Here is a 16,738-nt window from a genome sequence, read left to right as displayed (position 1 = left end):
CGACCCGGGCACCGGCAGCGGGCGGCACCGCACCGGCCCGGCCGGCAGCGCCTCGGCGACCAGCCGCACCCCCAGCGACACCGGAGGCAGGCCCACGGCCGGCCGGACCAGCGGCGGCGCGCGCCGAGCCACCGTCGGCCGCAAGACCGACGACACACGGCGGGCCGCCGCCGAGCGAAGCCTCGCGGGAAACCGCGCGACCACCCGCCGCGACGACACCCCGGACACCGCAGACACCACCGGGGCCGCCGATACCACCGGGCCGTCCGCGGCCGGCCGTCGTCGACGTACGGTGCTGCTGTTGCTCGGTCTGACGGCGGTGACGTCCGCGACGGCGCTGGTGCTCGGGCTGTTGAGCTGGGCGCCCGACCCGCCCGAGCCGGCCCGGCCGCTGACCTTGGCGGAGGGCGAGCGGCTGGCCGCCGTGCGGGTCACCAACCTGCGCGACCTGCGCGCCGGCGTACGGGTCACAGCCGGCACCGGCGCCGCCCGCATCGAACTGGTCGGCTGGGTGGACTGGTCCCGGTCGCTGCTCTACCTCGACGTGGGCGGGCCGGGAGCGGGTGCCGAACGCGGACTGTTGCAGAAGAGCGGTCCGGTGCTGGTGATCCGGCCCGATCCGGCGGCGGTGCCCACTCCCGCCGCCCCACCACTGATGCCCCCGGCGGACCGGTGGCGGCTGCACCGGCTGGCACCCGGGGCGCACCTGGCACCGGTGCTCGACCTGCTCCTCGATCTCGCCGCCGACCGCCCCGACCCCACGACCCGGACGGCACCGCCCGACGGGGCGCGCTGGATCGCCCGGGAGACCGTCCCGGCCGGCCCACTCGACGTCATACAGGCACCACTGCCTACCGGCGCGCCAGCCGCCAGCACGACGATCGGCACCACCAGCGCGGCGACGCCCGCCCCGGACGGGCAGACCCGGTACTGGCTCGATCAGGACGCCCGGCTGCACAAGCTGGTGACCCCGCTGCCCGGTGCCGGACCGGTCACGATGATCTTCAACCGAGCGGATCGGCCGACACTACGGCCGGTCGACCTACTCGGCGGCCGCCCCGGTCTGCCCCGCGCGCTGACCGACGCCGAGCAGCGTCGGCTCGACCGGCTGCCGGCCCGGCTTCGCGCCCACGGCGGTGCCACGGTGACGCTGACCGCACCGATGGGCACGGACACGAACCTGCGGGCCGCCGGCTGGTTGAGCTGGACCGCGCGTACCGCGTACCTCGCGGTCGCCGACCTGGGCGTACCGGACCGCCGGACCCTGCTGCGCCGCGACACCGCCGGTCTGGCCCGGGCGGACCTGCCGGCGGCCGATGCCGGCGGCGGCACCGCCGAGGCGCCGGCCCGGCCGCCGCTGCCGCCCCCGGCCGCCGGATGGCGGGTCTCCCGGCCCGGCCGGGACGACCTGAGTGTGCTGGTCGACGCCGCAGTCGCCGCCGGGTCGGTCGGGCAGCGCGGCGCGGCCGTGCGGGTACGCGAGGACGTCACCGCCGGACGGACCGTGGACGTCATCGAATCGGGTCCCGCCAACGCGCGGCTACGTTACTGGATCGACCGGGACGGGTCGCTCCGCCGGCTCGAGTTGCAGACCGACGCCGGCGCGTGGGCATACCTGGATCTCCAGCCCGCCGTCGTGCCCCGACTGGCTGCCAACCCTCGGCCCGCCACCCCTCGGCCTTCGGCCCCTCGGTCTTCGACCCCTCGCCCCGGTGCCCGCTGACCGGTGCCTCAGGGACGCCAGCCGGTCTGCGCGGCCCACTGCTCGGCCCGCAGGTACTCCTCGTCGAACCATGGGTTGCGGGCCGTGCCGGAATCGCCGGCCTCCGGCGCCGCGTCGACCAGGTCCCGCTTGAACAGCAGGTACGCGGCCCGCTGATCCGGGTCGGCACGCAGGTGGTCGCGCATCAGCAGCGCGTACCGCCAGCCCGGCGAATCCGCCAACCGCACGTGCAGACGAACCGGGCGGGCAGGGTCCGCGCTGCCGTGCAGCCGCTTCTCCCAGCGGCCCCGGCCGGCTGGACGCGGGTCGTCCCACCACTGCCCCGGCACCCGTGGGAACCCGGCGTTCGCCAGCCGATCGGCCAACGGCCCGTCGGCGTCGGCGAGGCTGGAGACCGCCACCTGCACGTCGATGACGTCCCGGGCGGCCAGGCCGGGCACCGCCGTCGAACCGATGTGATCGATCCGCAGGGCATCCGCGCCGAGGGCGTGCTGGATCCGGGCGGCCAGCCGCGCGTACTGCTCCGGCCAACTCGCGTCGACCCCGGCCAGCTCGGCCGCGTCCGGCGGGACCACCCGCCGCTGGCGCAGGTTGTCCTCATAGGGCACCAACCGCTGCTTCCAGAGCAGGTCGACGGCGTCGTGCAGCGCCGCCAGGCTCCCGTCGTTGGTCAGCACCACGTCCGCCGCCGCCCGGCGGCGGGCGTCGTCGGCCTGCGCGGCGATCCTCCGCTCGGCCTCCGCGCGACCCATCCCCCGGTCGCGCGCCAGCCGCTCCAGTCGGGTCGACACGGCCGTCTGCACCACGACCACCAGGTGGTACGTCGGCGCGAGACCCACCTCGACCAGCAGCGGTACGTCGTTGACGACTATCGCGTCGGGTGCCGCCGCGGCCGCCAGCTCCGCGGTGCGGGCCCGGACCCGGGGGTGGGTGATCGCCTCCAGCCGACGACGGGCGGTCTCGTCGGCGAACACCACAGCTCCCAGTGCGGCACGGTCCAGTGCGCCGTCGGCGTCCACCACCGAGTCGGAGAAGGCGGCGGCGATCTCGGCCAGGCCGTCCGTACCCGGCGCCACCACCTCCCGGGCCACCCGGTCGGCGTCAATCAGCACCGCACCCCGCTCGACGAGCCGCGCGGCCACCGCGCTCTTGCCTGACCCGATCCCGCCGGTCAACCCCACCCTCAGCACCCGAACAGTCAACCGGATCGACAAGCCCGCCGCCAAACCCACCCACGGCCCGGCGGCCTCCCAAACCACCCCACCACCTCGGGCCGCGACCGCGACCGCCCCCGCGCCCCCGCGCCCCGCGCCCCGCGCCCCGCGCCCCGCGCCCCGCGCCAAGATCGTGCTCGAACCAGGAAGTAGTGGTGTGCGGCGTCCGGGAGGCCCCTACATCATGGATCGAGCACGATCTTGGCGGTCCGCACCGGCCGCCGGGCCCACCGCGGCCGCCACAGCGCCCCGGACTCCGCGCACCACGCCCGCAACTCGCCTGGGGCACCCGGCACCCGCGACTCGCGGCCCCCGCAACTCGCGCCGCCCTGCACGCAGCGCCCGCGGCGAGTGCGGGGCACGGCGGGTACGGCGAGGGCCCCGCCCCCAGCGATCCGGAGATCGCGGGGACGGGGCCCGTCGTCGTTCAGCGGGTCACTTACCGCCGGCGAGCTTCTCCCGCAGTGCGGCGAGCGCCTCGTCGGTGGCCAGCGTGCCGGCCGGCTCCTCGGCCTGCCGGCTCGGGGCCGGGCTGGACGAGGAGGTGGTGCCACCGCCACCGCCGCCGCCAGCGGCCGGAACGGCCGGAGTCGGGTTGGCGGCAGCCTCGGCGTCGGCGGCCCGAGAGGTCTGCACCTGCTTGGTGTGGGCCTCCCAGCGCAGACGAGCCTCGGCGTACTGGTTCTCCCAGGTCTCGCGCTGCTTGTCGTACCCCTCGAGCCACTCGCCCGTCTCCGGGTCGAAGCCCTCGGGGTAGATGTAGTTGCCCTCGGTGTCGTACGTCGCGGCCATGCCGTAGAGGGTCGGGTCGAAGTGCTCCTCGCCCTCGACGAAGCCCTCGTTGGCCTGCTTGAGCGACAGCGAGATCCGGCGGCGCTCAAGGTCGATGTCGATGACCTTGACCATGACCTCGGAGCCAACCTGGACGACCTGCTCCGGGATCTCCACGTGGCGCTCGGCCAGCTCGGAGATGTGGACCAGGCCCTCGATGCCGTCGTCCACGCGGACGAACGCACCGAACGGAACCAGCTTGGTGACCTTACCCGGCACGATCTGCTGGATCGCGTGGGTGCGGGCGAACTGCCGCCACGGGTCTTCCTGGGTCGCCTTCAGCGACAGCGAGACCCGCTCGCGGTCCAGGTCGACGTCCAGGACCTCGACCTCGACCTCCTGGCCCACCTCGACGACCTCGGACGGGTGGTCGATGTGCTTCCAGGACAGCTCGGAGACGTGCACCAGACCGTCGACGCCGCCCAGGTCCACGAAGGCGCCGAAGTTGACGATCGAGGACACGACGCCCTTGCGGACCTGGCCCTTCTGCAGCTTGTTGAGGAACTCGGTGCGCACCTCGGACTGCGTCTGCTCCAGCCAGGCCCGGCGGGACAGGACCACGTTGTTGCGGTTCTTGTCCAGCTCGATGATCTTGGCCTCGAGCTCCCGCCCGACGTACGGCTGCAGGTCGCGCACACGACGCATCTCGACCAGGGACGCGGGCAGGAAGCCGCGCAGCCCGATGTCGAGGATGAGGCCGCCCTTGACCACCTCGATGACCGAACCGCGGACGACGCCGTCCTCGTCCTTGATCTTCTCGATCGTGCCCCAGGCCCGCTCGTACTGCGCCCGCTTCTTGGAGAGGATCAGACGACCCTCCTTGTCCTCCTTCTGGAGGACCAGGGCCTCGATGTGGTCGCCAACCGTCACAACCTCGGCGGGGTCCACGTCGTGCTTGATCGACAACTCCCGAGAGGGGATGACACCCTCGGTCTTGTAGCCGATGTCGAGCAGGACCTCGTCCCGATCGACCTTGACGACGGTGCCTTCGACAATGTCGCCGTCGTTGAAGTACTTGATGGTCTCGTCGATCGCGGCGAGGAATGCCTCCTCGGAACCGAGATCGTCGTGGGTGACCCGGGTGGCGCTCGAGGGGGCCTCGATGCTGCTCGTCATGTGGGCGGTTGCTCCGGTCGGTGGGTTGTCACAGCAGGCTGGTGTGTCGCAGTGACCTGTTCGCGCCAGCGGATCCGTCGCCGGGCACACCGAACGATCGCCTAGTGAGATCATGATGTGGCTCCGTCGACCGCGCACCTGCTCCCTGCCGAGGCAACGCGATCCGCGAGCGCATCGTCTAGCCTACCGTGCGCATTACCACAGCGTGCAAGCCCTCCCGGGTTCTCTTCGTGCGATGACCTGCGAAAGCCGAACAATCGCCCGGAAAACACCCCTGCTGTCTCCTGCGTCACAGCAGCCCCTCCCGCCCCCCGCCGGCGCGCACCACCCGGCCCGCGCGAGGGGTCGCGCAGATCGTGGACGCGCGCCGCCGTACCCAATGGGGTGGGTGGGGCCTAGCGTGAGCGCGTGGATGACGACAGCCGGGTTACCCGGCGCCGGGTGGGTGACGCCGAGGCCCGGCGCGCCAACCGCGGCTGGTGGGACACCGACGCCGACGACTACCAGGCCGAACACGGCGCGTTCCTCGGCGACGTGGACTTCGTGTGGTGCCCGGAGGGCCTGCGCGAGGCCGACGCCCGGCTGCTCGGCGACGTGTCGGGGCGGCGGGTGCTGGAGGTGGGCGCCGGCGCCGCGGCCGCCGCCCGCTGGCTCGCCACCCAGGGCGCCCGGCCGGTCGCCTTCGACCTGTCCGCCGGCATGTTGCGGCACGCCGCCGAGGCCGCCGACCGCACGGGGGTACGCGTACCGCTGGTGCAGGCCGACGCGCTCGCCCTGCCGTTCGCCGACCGGTCGTTCGACCTCGCCTGCACGGCGTTCGGCGCGATCCCCTTCGTGGACGACTCGGCGGCGCTGCTCGCCGAGGTGCACCGGGTGCTGCGCCCGGGCGGCCGGTGGGTGTTCTCGGTGACCCACCCGATGCGGTGGATCTTCCTCGACGACCCCGGCGAGGGCGGCCTGACGGCCGTGCACTCGTACTTCGACCGCTCCCCGTACGTGGAGCAGGACGAGGGCGGCGTGGCCACCTACGTCGAGCAGCACCGCACCCTCGGCGACCGGATCCGCGAGCTGGTCGGTGCCGGGTTCCGGCTGTTGGACCTGGTGGAGCCGGAGTGGCCGGAGGGGCACGAGGGGATCTGGGGGCAGTGGAGCCCGCTGCGCGGACGGCTCTTCCCCGGCACCGCCATCTTCGTCACCGAGAAGCCCGCCGGATGAGCGCGCCGCACGCGTTGTCCGACGTGCGAGCCATCGATCGCCGGTAGGCTCGTGTCCATGAGCGCCGAGCCCATCCCGACATCACCTGGCCCCTGGTGTCCGGACCCGATGCGGCAGCAGCGTGCCGACTACACGCTGGAGGACCTGCTCAGCCTGCCGGACGACGCCCCCCGCGTCGAACTCGTCGACGGAGTTGTCCAGGTGACACCCTCCCCCACCCTGGGCCATCAAGACATCTCGCTGTTGCTAGCGCACTGGCTGCTGCAACACGTGCCGGCCGATCTTCGGGTCGTCCAGGCCGTCGGAGTCGGACTGAGTCCCAATACCAGCCGGCAGCCGGACGTGCTCCTACGGCGGGCCGACGTGGCTCCCTCCCGGTCCACTCTGCGACCGGAAGATGTCGTGCTCGCCGTGGAGATCGTTTCGCCCGGCACGCGGCGGATCGACCGGTTCGCGAAGCCGGGTGAGTACGCCGCCGCCGGCATCCCGTTCTACTGGCGGATCGAGCAGGACCCGGTGCACGTGTACGCGTACCGGATCGGCGACCGGGTGGGCCCGGGCGGTGAGCGGCAGTACGAACTGGTCGCCGACGGTGCCGACGTGATCGAGCTGACCGAGCCGTTCGACATCAAGCTGCCGGTCGCCGAGATCACCCCGTAGTCGTTTCGCCCGGGCCGCCTCGGGTAGCCGAGGACCATGGCCGGACAGAGATTCCACAAGGGCGACCATGTCTCCTGGTCGGCCCACGGCAGCCGCGCGTACGGCGTGGTGCGGGGGACGATCACCGAGCGGACGCGGATCCGCGGGCGGGCCGTGAACGCGGCCCCCGACGACCCGCAGTACCGGGTCCGCAGCGACGGCACGGGTCGCGACGTGGCCCACCGCCCCGAGGCGCTGCGTCATGAGCAGAGGTGACGACGGCCGGGACACTTACCGGGAGTTCACCGAAGCGGTGAACATGAAGCCCGGTGAGCTGTCCACGTGGCTGGAGACCGACGAGTCGAAGCAGGTCGGCTGGCACAAGGGCGGTCGTGCTGGTGGTGGCGAGTCCGTCGGGCACGAATCCGGGCGGAAGATCATCAACCTGCTCCGCCGCAAACGCGGTGACCTCTCTGACGGCGACTACAAGCACATGCGCAAGGTCGTCGGCTACGTACGCCGGCACATGGCGCAGCGCCCCTCCGGCAACGTCCGCGACACCAAGTGGCGCTGGTCCCTCATGAACTGGGGCCACGACCCCCTGAAGTAGCCGGCCACGATCAGAACCAGGGCGACGGCCCTTATCCACAACGCCAACGGCCGCGGCAAGATCGACCCGGTCAGGGGTTCCGGGGCAGCCCGACCCACGCAGGGATCAAGCCTGACCGCCCGGAGTGGGTCGGGCTGCCCCGGAACCCCCACACCGCAACCACCAAGAAACGATCAGTGATCGGCGCTGTTCCAGTCCCGGCCCAGACCGACCGACACCTCCAGCGGCACCGACAACGGGTAAGCCTCGCCCATCTCCCGCCGGACCAGGGCCTCCAACGACTCCCGCTCACCCGGGGCGACCTCGAAGACCAGTTCGTCGTGCACCTGCAACAGCATCCGTGAGCCCAGCCCAGCCTCGCGCAGCGCGGTGTCGACGTGCAGCATCGCCACCTTGATGATGTCGGCGGCGGAGCCCTGGATGGGGGCGTTGAGCGCCATCCGCTCCGCGATGTCACGGCGCTGCCGGTTGTCGCTGACCAGGTCGGGCAGGTAGCGGCGTCGGCCGAGGATGGTGGAGGTGTAGCCGTCCTGGCGGGCCCGGGCGACCACCTGCTGGAGGTAGTCGCGCACCCCGCCGAAGCCGGCGAAGTAGTTCTCCATCAGCCCGCGCGCCTCTTCGGTGCTGATGCTGAGCTGTTGGGACAGGCCGAAGGCGCTCAGGCCGTACGCCAGGCCGTAGTTCATGGCCTTGATCTTGCGGCGCTGGTCGGGCGTGACCTCGTCGAGCGGCACCCCGAAGACCGACGAGGCGGTGGCGGCGTGGAAGTCGGCGCCGGAGTTGAACGCGTCGATCAGCGCGTCGTCCGAGCTGAGGTGCGCCATGATGCGCATCTCGATCTGGCTGTAGTCGGCGGTGAGCAGACTCTCGTAGCCCTCCCCCACCACGAAGGCCCGCCGGATCCGACGACCCTCCTCGGTACGGATCGGGATGTTCTGCAGGTTGGGCTCGGTGGAGGAGAGCCGACCGGTGGCCGCCACCGTCTGGTTGAAGGTGGTGTGGATCCGCCCGTCGTCGGAGACCGACTTGAGCAGCCCGTCGACTGTCGACTTGAGCTTGGCCACGTCCCGGTGGCGCAGCAGGTGGGCCAGCACCGGGTGGGGCTGCTGCACGTAGAGCCACTGCAGGGCGTCGGCGTCGGTGGTGTAGCCCGTCTTGATCTTCTTGGTCTTCGGCAGACCCAGCTCGGTGAAGAGGATCTCCTGCAACTGCTTGGGCGAGCCGAGGTTGAACTCCCGACCCACCGCCTCGTACGCGCCCTGCGCGGCGGCCTTCACCTCGGCGGCGAAGTGGGCCTCCAGCTCGGAGAGATAGTGGGTGTCGGCGGCGATGCCGGTGCTCTCCATGGTGGCCAGCACCCGCATCAGGGGCAGCTCCACGCCGGCCATCAGCCGGGCGGACTGCTCGCCGTCGCGGGACAGCTCGGCGTCGATCGCGTCGGCCAGGTCGAGGGTGGCACGGGCCTGGAGCATCAGATTCTGCTCGACAACCCCTTCGTCGCCGAGGCCGTCGAGGGTGAGCTGGCCGGACTCCGGGACGTCCACCCGCAGCTCCCGGTGCAGGTAGCGCAGCGCCAGGTCGGTCAGGTCGTAGGACCGCTGGTCGGGGCGGGCCAGGTACGCGGCGATCTGGGTGTCCCGGACGATGCCGGCGAGCTGCCAGCCGTGCGCGGCGCAGGCCAGCACGGCCGGCTTGCTGTCGTGCAGCACCTTGGGGCGCTGCGCGTCGGCCAACCAGCCGGCCAGGGCACCCTCGTCGGTCGGGTCGAGCTGCGCCGGGTCGACCCAGGCAGCGGCGCCGCCGGCGGTGGCCAGCGCGAGACCGGTGATCGAGGCGGTGTGCCGGCGGTTGGGGCCGGTGTCGAGTTTGACCGCCAACCCGACCGGGGTGCCGCTCGGAACGTGCGTGGTCAGCCACCCGGCCAGCGCACCGGGCTCGGTGAGCACCTCGCCGGTGAGGTCGAAGCCGGACTCGGCCTCCGGCTCGACCGCCTCCAGGTACTGGTAGAGACGGTCGCGCAGGATGCGGAACTCCAGGGTGTCGAAGACCTGGTGCACCGCCTCCCGGTCCCAACCCGTCCAGCGGGTCTCCTCCGGGCGCAGCGGCAGCTCCAGGTCGGAGACGAGACAGTTGATCTCGTAGTTGCGGATCACGTCGGCGAGCCGCTCCCGCAGGCTGTCGCCGGCCTTGCCCTTGATCTCGTCGGCCCGGGCGATCACGCCCTCCACCCCGCCGTACGTGGTGATCCACTTGGCCGCGGTCTTCGGGCCGACGCCCGGGATGCCGGGCAGGTTGTCACTGGTCTCGCCGACCAGCGCGGCGAGGTCCCGGTACTGCTGTGGCGGAACGCCGTACTTCGCCTCGATCGCCGCCGGGTCCATCCGGGCCAGGTCGGAGACGCCCTTACGCGGGTAGAGGACGGTGATCTGATCGTCGACCAGCTGGAACGCGTCGCGGTCACCGCTGCTGATCAGCACCGACATGCCCTGGTCGCGGGCCTGGCAGGCGAGCGTGGCGATGACGTCGTCGGCCTCGAAGCCCTCTTTCTCCACCACCGGGATCTGCAGCGCGGCCAGGACCTCCTTGACCAGGCTGACCTGGCCCTTGAAGTCGGTCGGGGTCTCGCTGCGGCCGGCCTTGTACTCGGCGTACTTGTCGGTGCGGAAGGAGTGGCGGGAGACGTCGAAGGCCACGACGATGTGGGTGGGCTGCTCGTCGCGCAGCACGTTGATCAGCATCGAGGTGAAGCCGTACACCGCGTTGGTCGGCTGCCCCGTCGTGGTGGAGAAGTTTTCCACAGGCAGGGCGAAGAACGCCCGGTATGCCATGGAATGTCCGTCAACGAGAAGCAGGCGCGGTGTCGTAGCTGTCACGGCAGCGACTCTAGCCCGCCGCTACGACAGGACGGGACACCGGCACGACGCCCGGCGCGGCCGTTCGGAACGGCCGCGCCGGGTACGACTCAGAGCACCTTGGCCAGGAACGCCTTCGTCCGGTCGTGCCGGGGGTTGGCGATGACCTCGCGCGGCGCGCCGGACTCCACCACTACGCCGTCGTCCATGAAGATCAGCGAGTCGCCGACCTCACGGGCGAAGCCGATCTCATGGGTCACCACGATCATCGTCATGCCGTCGCGGGCCAGGTCCTTCATCACGTCGAGCACCTCGCCGACCAGTTCCGGGTCCAGCGCGCTGGTGGGCTCGTCGAAGAGCATCAGCTTCGGCTGCATCGCCAACGCCCGGGCGATGGCCACCCGCTGCTGCTGCCCGCCGGAGAGCTGCCCAGGGTAGCTGCCCAGCTTGTCGCCGAGCCCGACCCGCTGGAGCAGCGCGGCGGCCCGGTCCCGGGCGGCGGCCTTGCGCTCCCGGCCCGACAGCACCGGCGCCTCGGCGACGTTCTGCAGGGCGGTCATGTGCGGAAAGAGGTTGAACCGCTGGAACACCATGCCGATCGCGCGGCGCTGGGTGGCGATCTCCTTCTCCCGCATCTCGTGCAGCTTGCCGCCGCGTTCCCGGTAACCGATCAGCTCGCCGTCCACCCGGATCCGGCCGGCGTTGATCTTCTCCAGATGGTTGATGCAGCGCAGGAACGTCGACTTGCCCGAGCCGGAGGGCCCGAGCAGACAGCAGACCTCCCCGCTGCGGACCTCCAGGTCGATGCCCTTGAGCACCTCTACCGACCCGAACGACTTGTGCACCTGCTCAGCGCGGACCATCACGCCGTCGTCGGCCGTTCCCGCGGCCCCCGCCGGTGTCGTCACCTGCGTCATCACCGACCCGCCTCGCTCGCGCTACCGCCGGCCTCCGCGGTGATCCCGCGCAGCCTGATCTTCGCTTGGGCGCTCTTGCCGAACCCCTTGGAGAAGTGCCGCTCCAGGTAGTACTGCCCGACGAGCAGCACGCTGGTCAGCAGCAAGTACCACAGGCAGGCCGCCACGTACATCGGGAAGACCTGGAAGGTCCGGTTACCCACGGCCTTGAGCTGGAAGAACAGCTCGGTGGAGACCGGCACGAAGGCCACCAGCGAGGTGTCCTTGAGCATCGCGATGGTCTCGTTGCCGGTCGGCGGGATGATCACCCGCATCGCCTGCGGCAGCACGATGCGGCGCAGGATCTGGGTGCGGCTCAGGCCCAGCGCCTGCGCCGCCTCGGTCTGCCCCTCGTCCACCGACTGGATCCCGGCCCGAACGATCTCGGCCATGTACGCCGCCTCGGAGAGCCCGAGCGCCAGCATGCCGGCGACGAATCCCGTGAGGATCTCCAGCGCGGAGAAGCCGAACAGACGTGCCTCGAAGTCGTCGACGCCGAAGAGCGCGCCGATCTGCCGATCGAACGGGAGCCCGAACTCGATCCGGGCCCAGAGGATGCCGAGGTTGCCGAAGAGGATCGCCAGCACCAGCCGGGGCACCGCTCGGAAGAACCAGGTGTACGCCCAGGAGACGCCCCGCAGGATCGGGTTCTCCGACAACCGCATGATGGCGACGACAACGCCGAGACTGACGCCGATCACCATCGCGAGCACGGTCAGCGCGAGCGTGCCGCGCAGACCCTCCATGATCGGCGGCCGGAACATCTCGTCGACCATGAACGCCCAGTTGAACGCCTTGTTCGTCACCAGCAGGTGGACGAACATGGCCACCAGCACCCCGATCACGGCGACCGCTACCCAACGCCCAGGATGCCGGACGGGCACGGCCTGGATGGGTTCCGGCCGTGCCCGTTCGGTTGTGTCCGTTTCCGACGACATGCGTCAGTTGGCGGGGTTCAGCGCCGAGGAGGTGATGGCGCCGCCCTCGACGCCCCACTTCTTCAACGCGGTCTGGTACGAGCCGTCAGCGATGACCGCTTGGACGGCCTCCTTGAGCACCTCGGCGAAGACGGTCTGGTCCTTCTTGACGGCGTAGCCGTACGGGGCGGACTCGTAGATCTCGCCGACCAGTTCCAACGAGCCGTTGCTCTGCTTCACCGCGTACGCCCCGACCGGGGAGTCGGCCAGCATGGCGTCGTTCTTGCCGCTGAACACGGCGGCCGTGGCGTCGCTCTGCGCCTGGTACTGGTCGATGGTGATCGCCGGCTTGCCGCCGGTGGTGCACTTCTTCGACCGGGCGGTGATGTCGTCGAACTGCACGGTGCCGGTCTGCACGGCGATCTTCTTGCCGCAGGCGTTCTCAATGTCGATCTTGGCCGCGTTGCCGGCCTTGGTCACCCACTGGGTGCCGGCGGAGAAGTAGCTCACCATGTTGACGCTCTTGAGCCGCTCGGCGTTGATCGTGAACGACGACACGCCGATCTCGTACTTGGCAGAGTCGACACCGGGCAGGATCGCGTCGAAGGGCGCCGACTCGTACTCGGCCTTGAGACCGAGCTTCTGCGCCACCGCGTTGAACAGCTCGACGTCGAAGCCGACCACCGTCTTGCCGTCGGCGTCGAGGAACTCCGCCGGGGCGTACGTCGAGTCGGTGCCGACCTTGATCACACCGTCGGCCTTGATGGCGTCGGGCACCTTCCCGGCCAGCGCCGAGTCGGCCGCCGCCGTGACGGTCGGACCGGCACCGGGCGTGCCGCTGTTCTCCTTCTCCCCACACGCCGTCAGCGAGAGGGCGATCAGCGCCGCGCTGGCGGCACCGAGCGCCGCCCGGCGGGCACCGTTGGTATTGAACATGTCTCTGCACTCCTTGCGTGAGGGGTGTGACGGCCGCTCAGGCCACGCCGAGGTATGCCTCTTTGACCGCCGGGTCGTGCAACAGCTCGGCGCCGGTTCCGGTCTTGACGATCTTGCCGGTCTCGAGCACGTACGCCCGGTGCGCTCGGGCCAGCGCCTGCTGGGCGTTCTGCTCCACCAACAGGACAGTGGTGCCCTGCTCGTTGATCTCCTTGATGATGTCGAAGATCTGTTGGATCAGCATTGGCGCCAACCCCATCGAGGGCTCGTCGAGCAACAGCAGCTTGGGCCGGCTCATCAACGCCCTACCGACAGCCAGCATCTGCTGCTCGCCGCCGGAAAGGGTACCTCCGGCCTGCTTACGTCGCTCCGCCAGCCTGGGGAAGAGGTCGAGCACCCGGGCCAGGTCCTCGGCGATCCCGGCACGGTCGCGCCGGGTGTACGCCCCCATGTCCAGATTCTCGAGAACCGACATGCCGGGGAAGATCCCCCGGCCCTCGGGCGCCTGGCAGAGCCCTCGCCGGACCCGCAGGTCCGCTCGGAGCTTGGAGATGTCCTCGCCCTCGAAGCGAATGCTGCCGGTGGCGATCGGCCGAATCCCGGAGATGGCCCGCATGGTGGTCGACTTCCCGGCGCCGTTGGCGCCGATCAGCGCGACGATCTCACCCTCGGCCACGGTCAGGCTGATGCCGTGCAACGCCTGGATCCGCCCGTAGAGCAGGCTCACATCGTCGATCTCAAGCAACATCGTCCGGCACCCCCAGGTACGCCGCGACCACCTTCGGGTTGTCCCGCACCTCGGCGGGCAGCCCCTCGGCGATCTTCTTTCCGAACTCCAGCACGACGATCCGGTCAGTGACGCCCATGACCAGGCGCATGTCGTGCTCGATCAGCAGCACGGTCACGCCGGTGTCCCGGACCTGCCGGATGAGCTGGAGCAGCTCCTCCTTCTCCGCCGGGTTGAAGCCGGCGGCCGGCTCGTCCAGGCAGAGCAGCACCGGATCGGTGGCCAGCGCCCGGGCGATCTCCAACCGCCGCTGCTCCCCGTAGGAGAGGTTGCGGGCGAACTCGTGCAGCCGGTGCCGGATGCCGACGAACTCCAGCAGCCGCTCGGCCTTCTCCCGTCCCTCGCGCTCCTCGCGCCGGTGCCGAGGCAACCGGAACAGAGCGGAGAGCACGCTGGTCTTGTGGTGCGCGTCCGCGCCGACCTGGACGTTCTCCAGGGCGGTCATCTCCGGGAACAGGCGGATGTTCTGGAACGTCCGGGCCATACCCATTTGAGTGATCTGGTGGCGCTTCTTCCCGCTGATCTTGCCGCCACGGAACCGGATCTCACCCGTGGTGGGCTGGTAGATGCCGGTCATCGCGTTGAAGCAGGTGGTCTTGCCAGCGCCGTTCGGGCCGATCAGCCCGAGGATCTCCCCCTTGTAGAGGGTGAAGTTGACGTTGTCGAGCGCGACCACGCCGCCGAAGCGCAGCGTGACGTCGTCGACCTCCAGCAGCGGCTCCCGGCTGGGGACCGCCTCCATCGCCGGCGCGCCGGCCTGCGCCGGAACAGCCGGCGTCTGATCGGTGTCACTCACCGACGATCACCTCCTTGCGACGGTCTTTGAACTCCGCCGCCCGTCGTCGGTTCGGAATCAGGCCCTCCGGCCGGAAGATCATCATCACCACGAGGACCAGACCGAAGATCAGGAACCGGTACTCGTACAGCTCCACGCCGAACAGCTCAATGCCGCGGAACCGCTCGATCATGTACGCCACCAGGCCACCGCCGACGATCGCGCCGACGATGTTGCCCGAACCACCGAAGATCACCGCCGCCAGGATGATGATCGAGTTGAGCAGCTCGAAGTTCTGCGAGTTGACGAAGTTCTGCTTACCCGCGAAGAGTGCGCCGGCCAGGCCGGCGATCGCGGCACCCGAGGCGAACGCCCAGAGCTTGAACTTGAACGTCGGCACGCCCATCAGCTGCGCGGCGTCCTCGTCCTCCCGGATCGAGATCCAGGCCCGACCGACCCGACTGTGCGTCAGGTTCCGTACACCGATCACCACGAGGATGATCAGCGTGAGCACCAGCCAGTAGTACGGCCGGGCGTCCAGCACGCCGAAGAACGGCTTGCCGTCGGCGTACTTGCCGGGCGGGTGCGGGATCTGGTTGAAACCCCGCTGGCCCTTGAGGAACTCCGAGCTGACCGCGGCGATCCGGATCATCTCGGCGAAGCCGAGCGTCACGATCGCCAGGTAGTCACCGCGCAGACGCAGCGTCGGCGTACCGAGCATCACACCCGAGAGCATGGTCAGCCCGATCGCCAGCGGCACCACGAGCAGCCACGGCCAGAGCGTCTTGAGGTTGCTGCTCGGCGAGGTCAGCACCGCGACGGTGTACGCGCCGACGGCGAAGAAGCCGAAGTAGCCCAGGTCGAGCAGGCCGGCGAAACCGACCACGATGTTCAACCCGACGGCCAGCAGCACGTAGATCGAGACGGTGAACAGCACCTGCGTGAAGTTCGCACCGGGGGTCGGGATCGGCCCGAGATACTGGTAGAACTCCTTGTTCGGCAGCGCGTAGAAGAACGCGATCACCGCGACCAGCAGCGCCCAGCGCACCCAGCGCGGCGCGCCACGCCACCGTTCTCCGGCCGCCTCGCGGCCGGAACGCACCCTCTCCAGGACGGTCGTCATGCCCGTGCCCTCCCCAGCGATTCGCCCAGCAGACCGGTCGGCCGGAACATCAGCAGCACCACCAGCACCGCGAAGGCAGCAAAGTCCTTCCACTGACTGCCGAACAGACCGGCGGCGTAGTTCTCCACCACGCCCAGCAGCAGGCCACCGATCAGCGCGCCGCGCAGGTTGCCGATACCACCCAGCACCGCGGCGGTGAATGCCTTGAGTCCCAGCAGGAAGCCGACGCTGTAGGTCAGGGTCTGGATCCGCACGTCGTAGAGCAGACCGGCCACGCCGGCCATCGCACCACCGGTAATGAAGACCATCAGGATGATCCGGTCCTTGTTCACACCCATCAGCGCGGCGGTGTTGGCGTCCTGGGCCACGGCCCGGATGCCCCGGCCCGTGCGGCTGCGGTTGATGAAGAGGTCCAGCAGGACCATCATCAACAGCGCCGCGCCGATCGTCAGCAGTTGCACCGAGTCGATCGGCACGCCGAAGAGGTGGAACAGCGGTTTGCTGCTCACCAGACTGGGCGCGCCCTCCGGCAGTCGGCGGGTCCAGATGCCGAAGGCCTCGGAGATCGCGATCGAGGCGCCGATCGCGGTGATCAGGAAGGCAAGCGGCGGGGCGTTGCGCTTACGCAACGGCCGGTACGCCACCCGCTCGATCACCGTCGCGGTGCCCGCCGAAGCGATGGCGGCGACGATCATCGCCACCAGCAGGTAGAACAGGATCGATCCAACCCCGCTGACCTGTGAGTTCTGGTCGAGTCCAAAGCCGTTCCAGGTCCAGATCGCCGCGAACGCGCCGGCGATGAAGACCTCGGAGTGAGCGAAGTTGATGAGTCTCAGCACGCCGTAGACCAGCGTGTAGCCGAGCGCGACCAGGGCGTAGATCGCGCCCTGGGTCAGGCCGGTCGTGGTGAGTTCCCCGAAGTTGGAGAACAGTCCATTGAAGTCCAAGGGAGGGACGCTCCATCACGTCTGGAGAGAAAATTGGGGTGCGGCCGGGAGCGAGCAGCTCCCGGCCGCACCCGCGATCACAACTCAATCGCCGAAG

General features: G+C 70.2%; 14 protein-coding genes and 1 pseudogene. 5 read left to right on the top strand and 10 right to left on the bottom strand.

Annotated elements, in window-relative coordinates; genetic code table 11:
• A partial coding sequence (locus GUI43_RS33995; protein WP_112699969.1) for a hypothetical protein occupies window positions 1–1,723 on the top strand: 1,723 nt, incomplete at its 5' end.
• An 8-nt stretch (window positions 1,724–1,731) separates the two neighbouring features.
• Here GUI43_RS33995 and coaE read toward each other — a convergent pair.
• Together coaE and rpsA are read right to left on the bottom strand one after the other, a co-directional pair.
• Window positions 1,732–2,913 carry a dephospho-CoA kinase gene (gene coaE, locus GUI43_RS25515; RefSeq protein WP_112699968.1) on the bottom strand — a complete coding sequence of 394 codons (1,182 nt, stop codon included), beginning with the start codon at window positions 2,911–2,913 and terminating at the stop codon, window positions 1,732–1,734.
• 459 nt (window positions 2,914–3,372) lie between these two features.
• Window positions 3,373–4,884 (bottom strand): 30S ribosomal protein S1, encoded by a 1,512-nt coding sequence (gene rpsA, locus GUI43_RS25510; protein ID WP_112582670.1) that lies wholly within the window; start codon window positions 4,882–4,884, stop codon window positions 3,373–3,375.
• A 408-nt stretch (window positions 4,885–5,292) separates the two neighbouring features.
• Here rpsA and GUI43_RS25505 point away from each other — a divergent pair, with 408 nt between their 5' ends.
• The 4 genes and pseudogenes from GUI43_RS25505 to GUI43_RS25490 all read left to right on the top strand — a co-directional run.
• Window positions 5,293–6,099 carry a class I SAM-dependent methyltransferase gene (locus GUI43_RS25505; protein WP_112582671.1) on the top strand — a complete coding sequence of 269 codons (807 nt, stop codon included), beginning with the start codon at window positions 5,293–5,295 and terminating at the stop codon, window positions 6,097–6,099.
• 108 nt (window positions 6,100–6,207) lie between these two features.
• A complete protein-coding gene (locus GUI43_RS25500) occupies window positions 6,208–6,759 on the top strand; it encodes a Uma2 family endonuclease (protein ID WP_112602946.1) in 552 nt (183 codons plus the stop codon).
• Between the two features lie 36 nt (window positions 6,760–6,795).
• Window positions 6,796–7,014 carry a hypervirulence associated TUDOR domain-containing protein gene (locus GUI43_RS25495; protein WP_112582673.1) on the top strand — a complete coding sequence of 73 codons (219 nt, stop codon included), beginning with the start codon at window positions 6,796–6,798 and terminating at the stop codon, window positions 7,012–7,014.
• Window positions 7,001–7,345: pseudogene (locus GUI43_RS25490) on the top strand (DUF3140 domain-containing protein); the annotation flags it as partial. The gene GUI43_RS25495 and the pseudogene GUI43_RS25490, both read left to right, overlap by 14 nt.
• A 176-nt stretch (window positions 7,346–7,521) precedes the next feature.
• Here the strand turns inward: GUI43_RS25490 and polA are convergent.
• The 8 genes from polA to GUI43_RS25450 form a co-directional block, all read right to left on the bottom strand.
• Window positions 7,522–10,221 (bottom strand): DNA polymerase I, encoded by a 2,700-nt coding sequence (gene polA, locus GUI43_RS25485; protein WP_112699967.1) that lies wholly within the window; start codon window positions 10,219–10,221, stop codon window positions 7,522–7,524.
• 89 nt (window positions 10,222–10,310) lie between these two features.
• On the bottom strand, window positions 10,311–11,117 hold the full coding sequence (locus GUI43_RS25480) for an amino acid ABC transporter ATP-binding protein (RefSeq protein ID WP_112602942.1): 807 nt from the start codon (window positions 11,115–11,117) through the stop codon (window positions 10,311–10,313).
• The gene (locus tag GUI43_RS25475; RefSeq protein WP_112582677.1) at window positions 11,117–12,094 is read right to left on the bottom strand and encodes an amino acid ABC transporter permease; all 978 of its coding nucleotides are present in this window, start codon (window positions 12,092–12,094) and stop codon (window positions 11,117–11,119) included. Before GUI43_RS25475 ends, GUI43_RS25480 begins: the two co-directional genes overlap by 1 nt.
• 3 nt (window positions 12,095–12,097) lie before the next feature.
• Window positions 12,098–13,009: an ABC transporter substrate-binding protein gene (locus GUI43_RS25470; protein ID WP_112582678.1), complete on the bottom strand. Its 912-nt coding sequence runs from the start codon at window positions 13,007–13,009 to the stop codon at window positions 12,098–12,100.
• Between the two features lie 37 nt (window positions 13,010–13,046).
• Window positions 13,047–13,757 carry an ABC transporter ATP-binding protein gene (locus tag GUI43_RS25465; RefSeq protein ID WP_091407914.1) on the bottom strand — a complete coding sequence of 237 codons (711 nt, stop codon included), beginning with the start codon at window positions 13,755–13,757 and terminating at the stop codon, window positions 13,047–13,049.
• Window positions 13,747–14,538, bottom strand: a complete 792-nt coding sequence (locus GUI43_RS25460; RefSeq protein WP_167457740.1) for an ABC transporter ATP-binding protein — start codon at window positions 14,536–14,538, stop codon at window positions 13,747–13,749. Before GUI43_RS25460 ends, GUI43_RS25465 begins: the two co-directional genes overlap by 11 nt.
• Window positions 14,539–14,584: 46 nt before the next feature.
• On the bottom strand, window positions 14,585–15,694 hold the full coding sequence (locus GUI43_RS25455; protein ID WP_112582680.1) for a branched-chain amino acid ABC transporter permease: 1,110 nt from the start codon (window positions 15,692–15,694) through the stop codon (window positions 14,585–14,587).
• The gene (locus GUI43_RS25450; protein WP_112582681.1) at window positions 15,691–16,641 is read right to left on the bottom strand and encodes a branched-chain amino acid ABC transporter permease; all 951 of its coding nucleotides are present in this window, start codon (window positions 16,639–16,641) and stop codon (window positions 15,691–15,693) included. The genes GUI43_RS25455 and GUI43_RS25450 overlap by 4 nt, the downstream gene beginning before the upstream one ends.
• Window positions 16,642–16,738: the final 97 nt, after the last annotated feature.

This window comes from Micromonospora noduli (assembly GCF_003264365.1).
Lineage (GTDB): Bacteria > Actinomycetota > Actinomycetes > Mycobacteriales > Micromonosporaceae > Micromonospora > Micromonospora noduli.
The sequence above is the reverse complement of the archived record's forward strand: the minus strand, read 5'-3'. Positions and strand labels throughout refer to the sequence as shown.

Bases quoted from the DNA above. Each gene is read 5' to 3' on its own strand.
- rpsA (WP_112582670.1), bottom strand. From the start codon at position 4,884: ATGACGAGCAGCATCGAGGCCCCCTCGAGCGCCACCCGGGTCACCCAC.
- GUI43_RS25500 (WP_112602946.1), top strand. From the start codon at position 6,208: ATGCGGCAGCAGCGTGCCGACTACACGCTGGAGGACCTGCTCAGCCTG.
- GUI43_RS25495 (WP_112582673.1), top strand. From the start codon at position 6,796: ATGGCCGGACAGAGATTCCACAAGGGCGACCATGTCTCCTGGTCGGCC.
- GUI43_RS25480 (WP_112602942.1), bottom strand. From the start codon at position 11,117: ATGACGCAGGTGACGACACCGGCGGGGGCCGCGGGAACGGCCGACGAC.
- GUI43_RS25475 (WP_112582677.1), bottom strand. From the start codon at position 12,094: ATGTCGTCGGAAACGGACACAACCGAACGGGCACGGCCGGAACCCATC.
- GUI43_RS25470 (WP_112582678.1), bottom strand. From the start codon at position 13,009: ATGTTCAATACCAACGGTGCCCGCCGGGCGGCGCTCGGTGCCGCCAGC.
- GUI43_RS25465 (WP_091407914.1), bottom strand. From the start codon at position 13,757: ATGTTGCTTGAGATCGACGATGTGAGCCTGCTCTACGGGCGGATCCAG.
- GUI43_RS25460 (WP_167457740.1), bottom strand. From the start codon at position 14,538: ATGGAGGCGGTCCCCAGCCGGGAGCCGCTGCTGGAGGTCGACGACGTC.
- GUI43_RS25455 (WP_112582680.1), bottom strand. From the start codon at position 15,694: ATGACGACCGTCCTGGAGAGGGTGCGTTCCGGCCGCGAGGCGGCCGGA.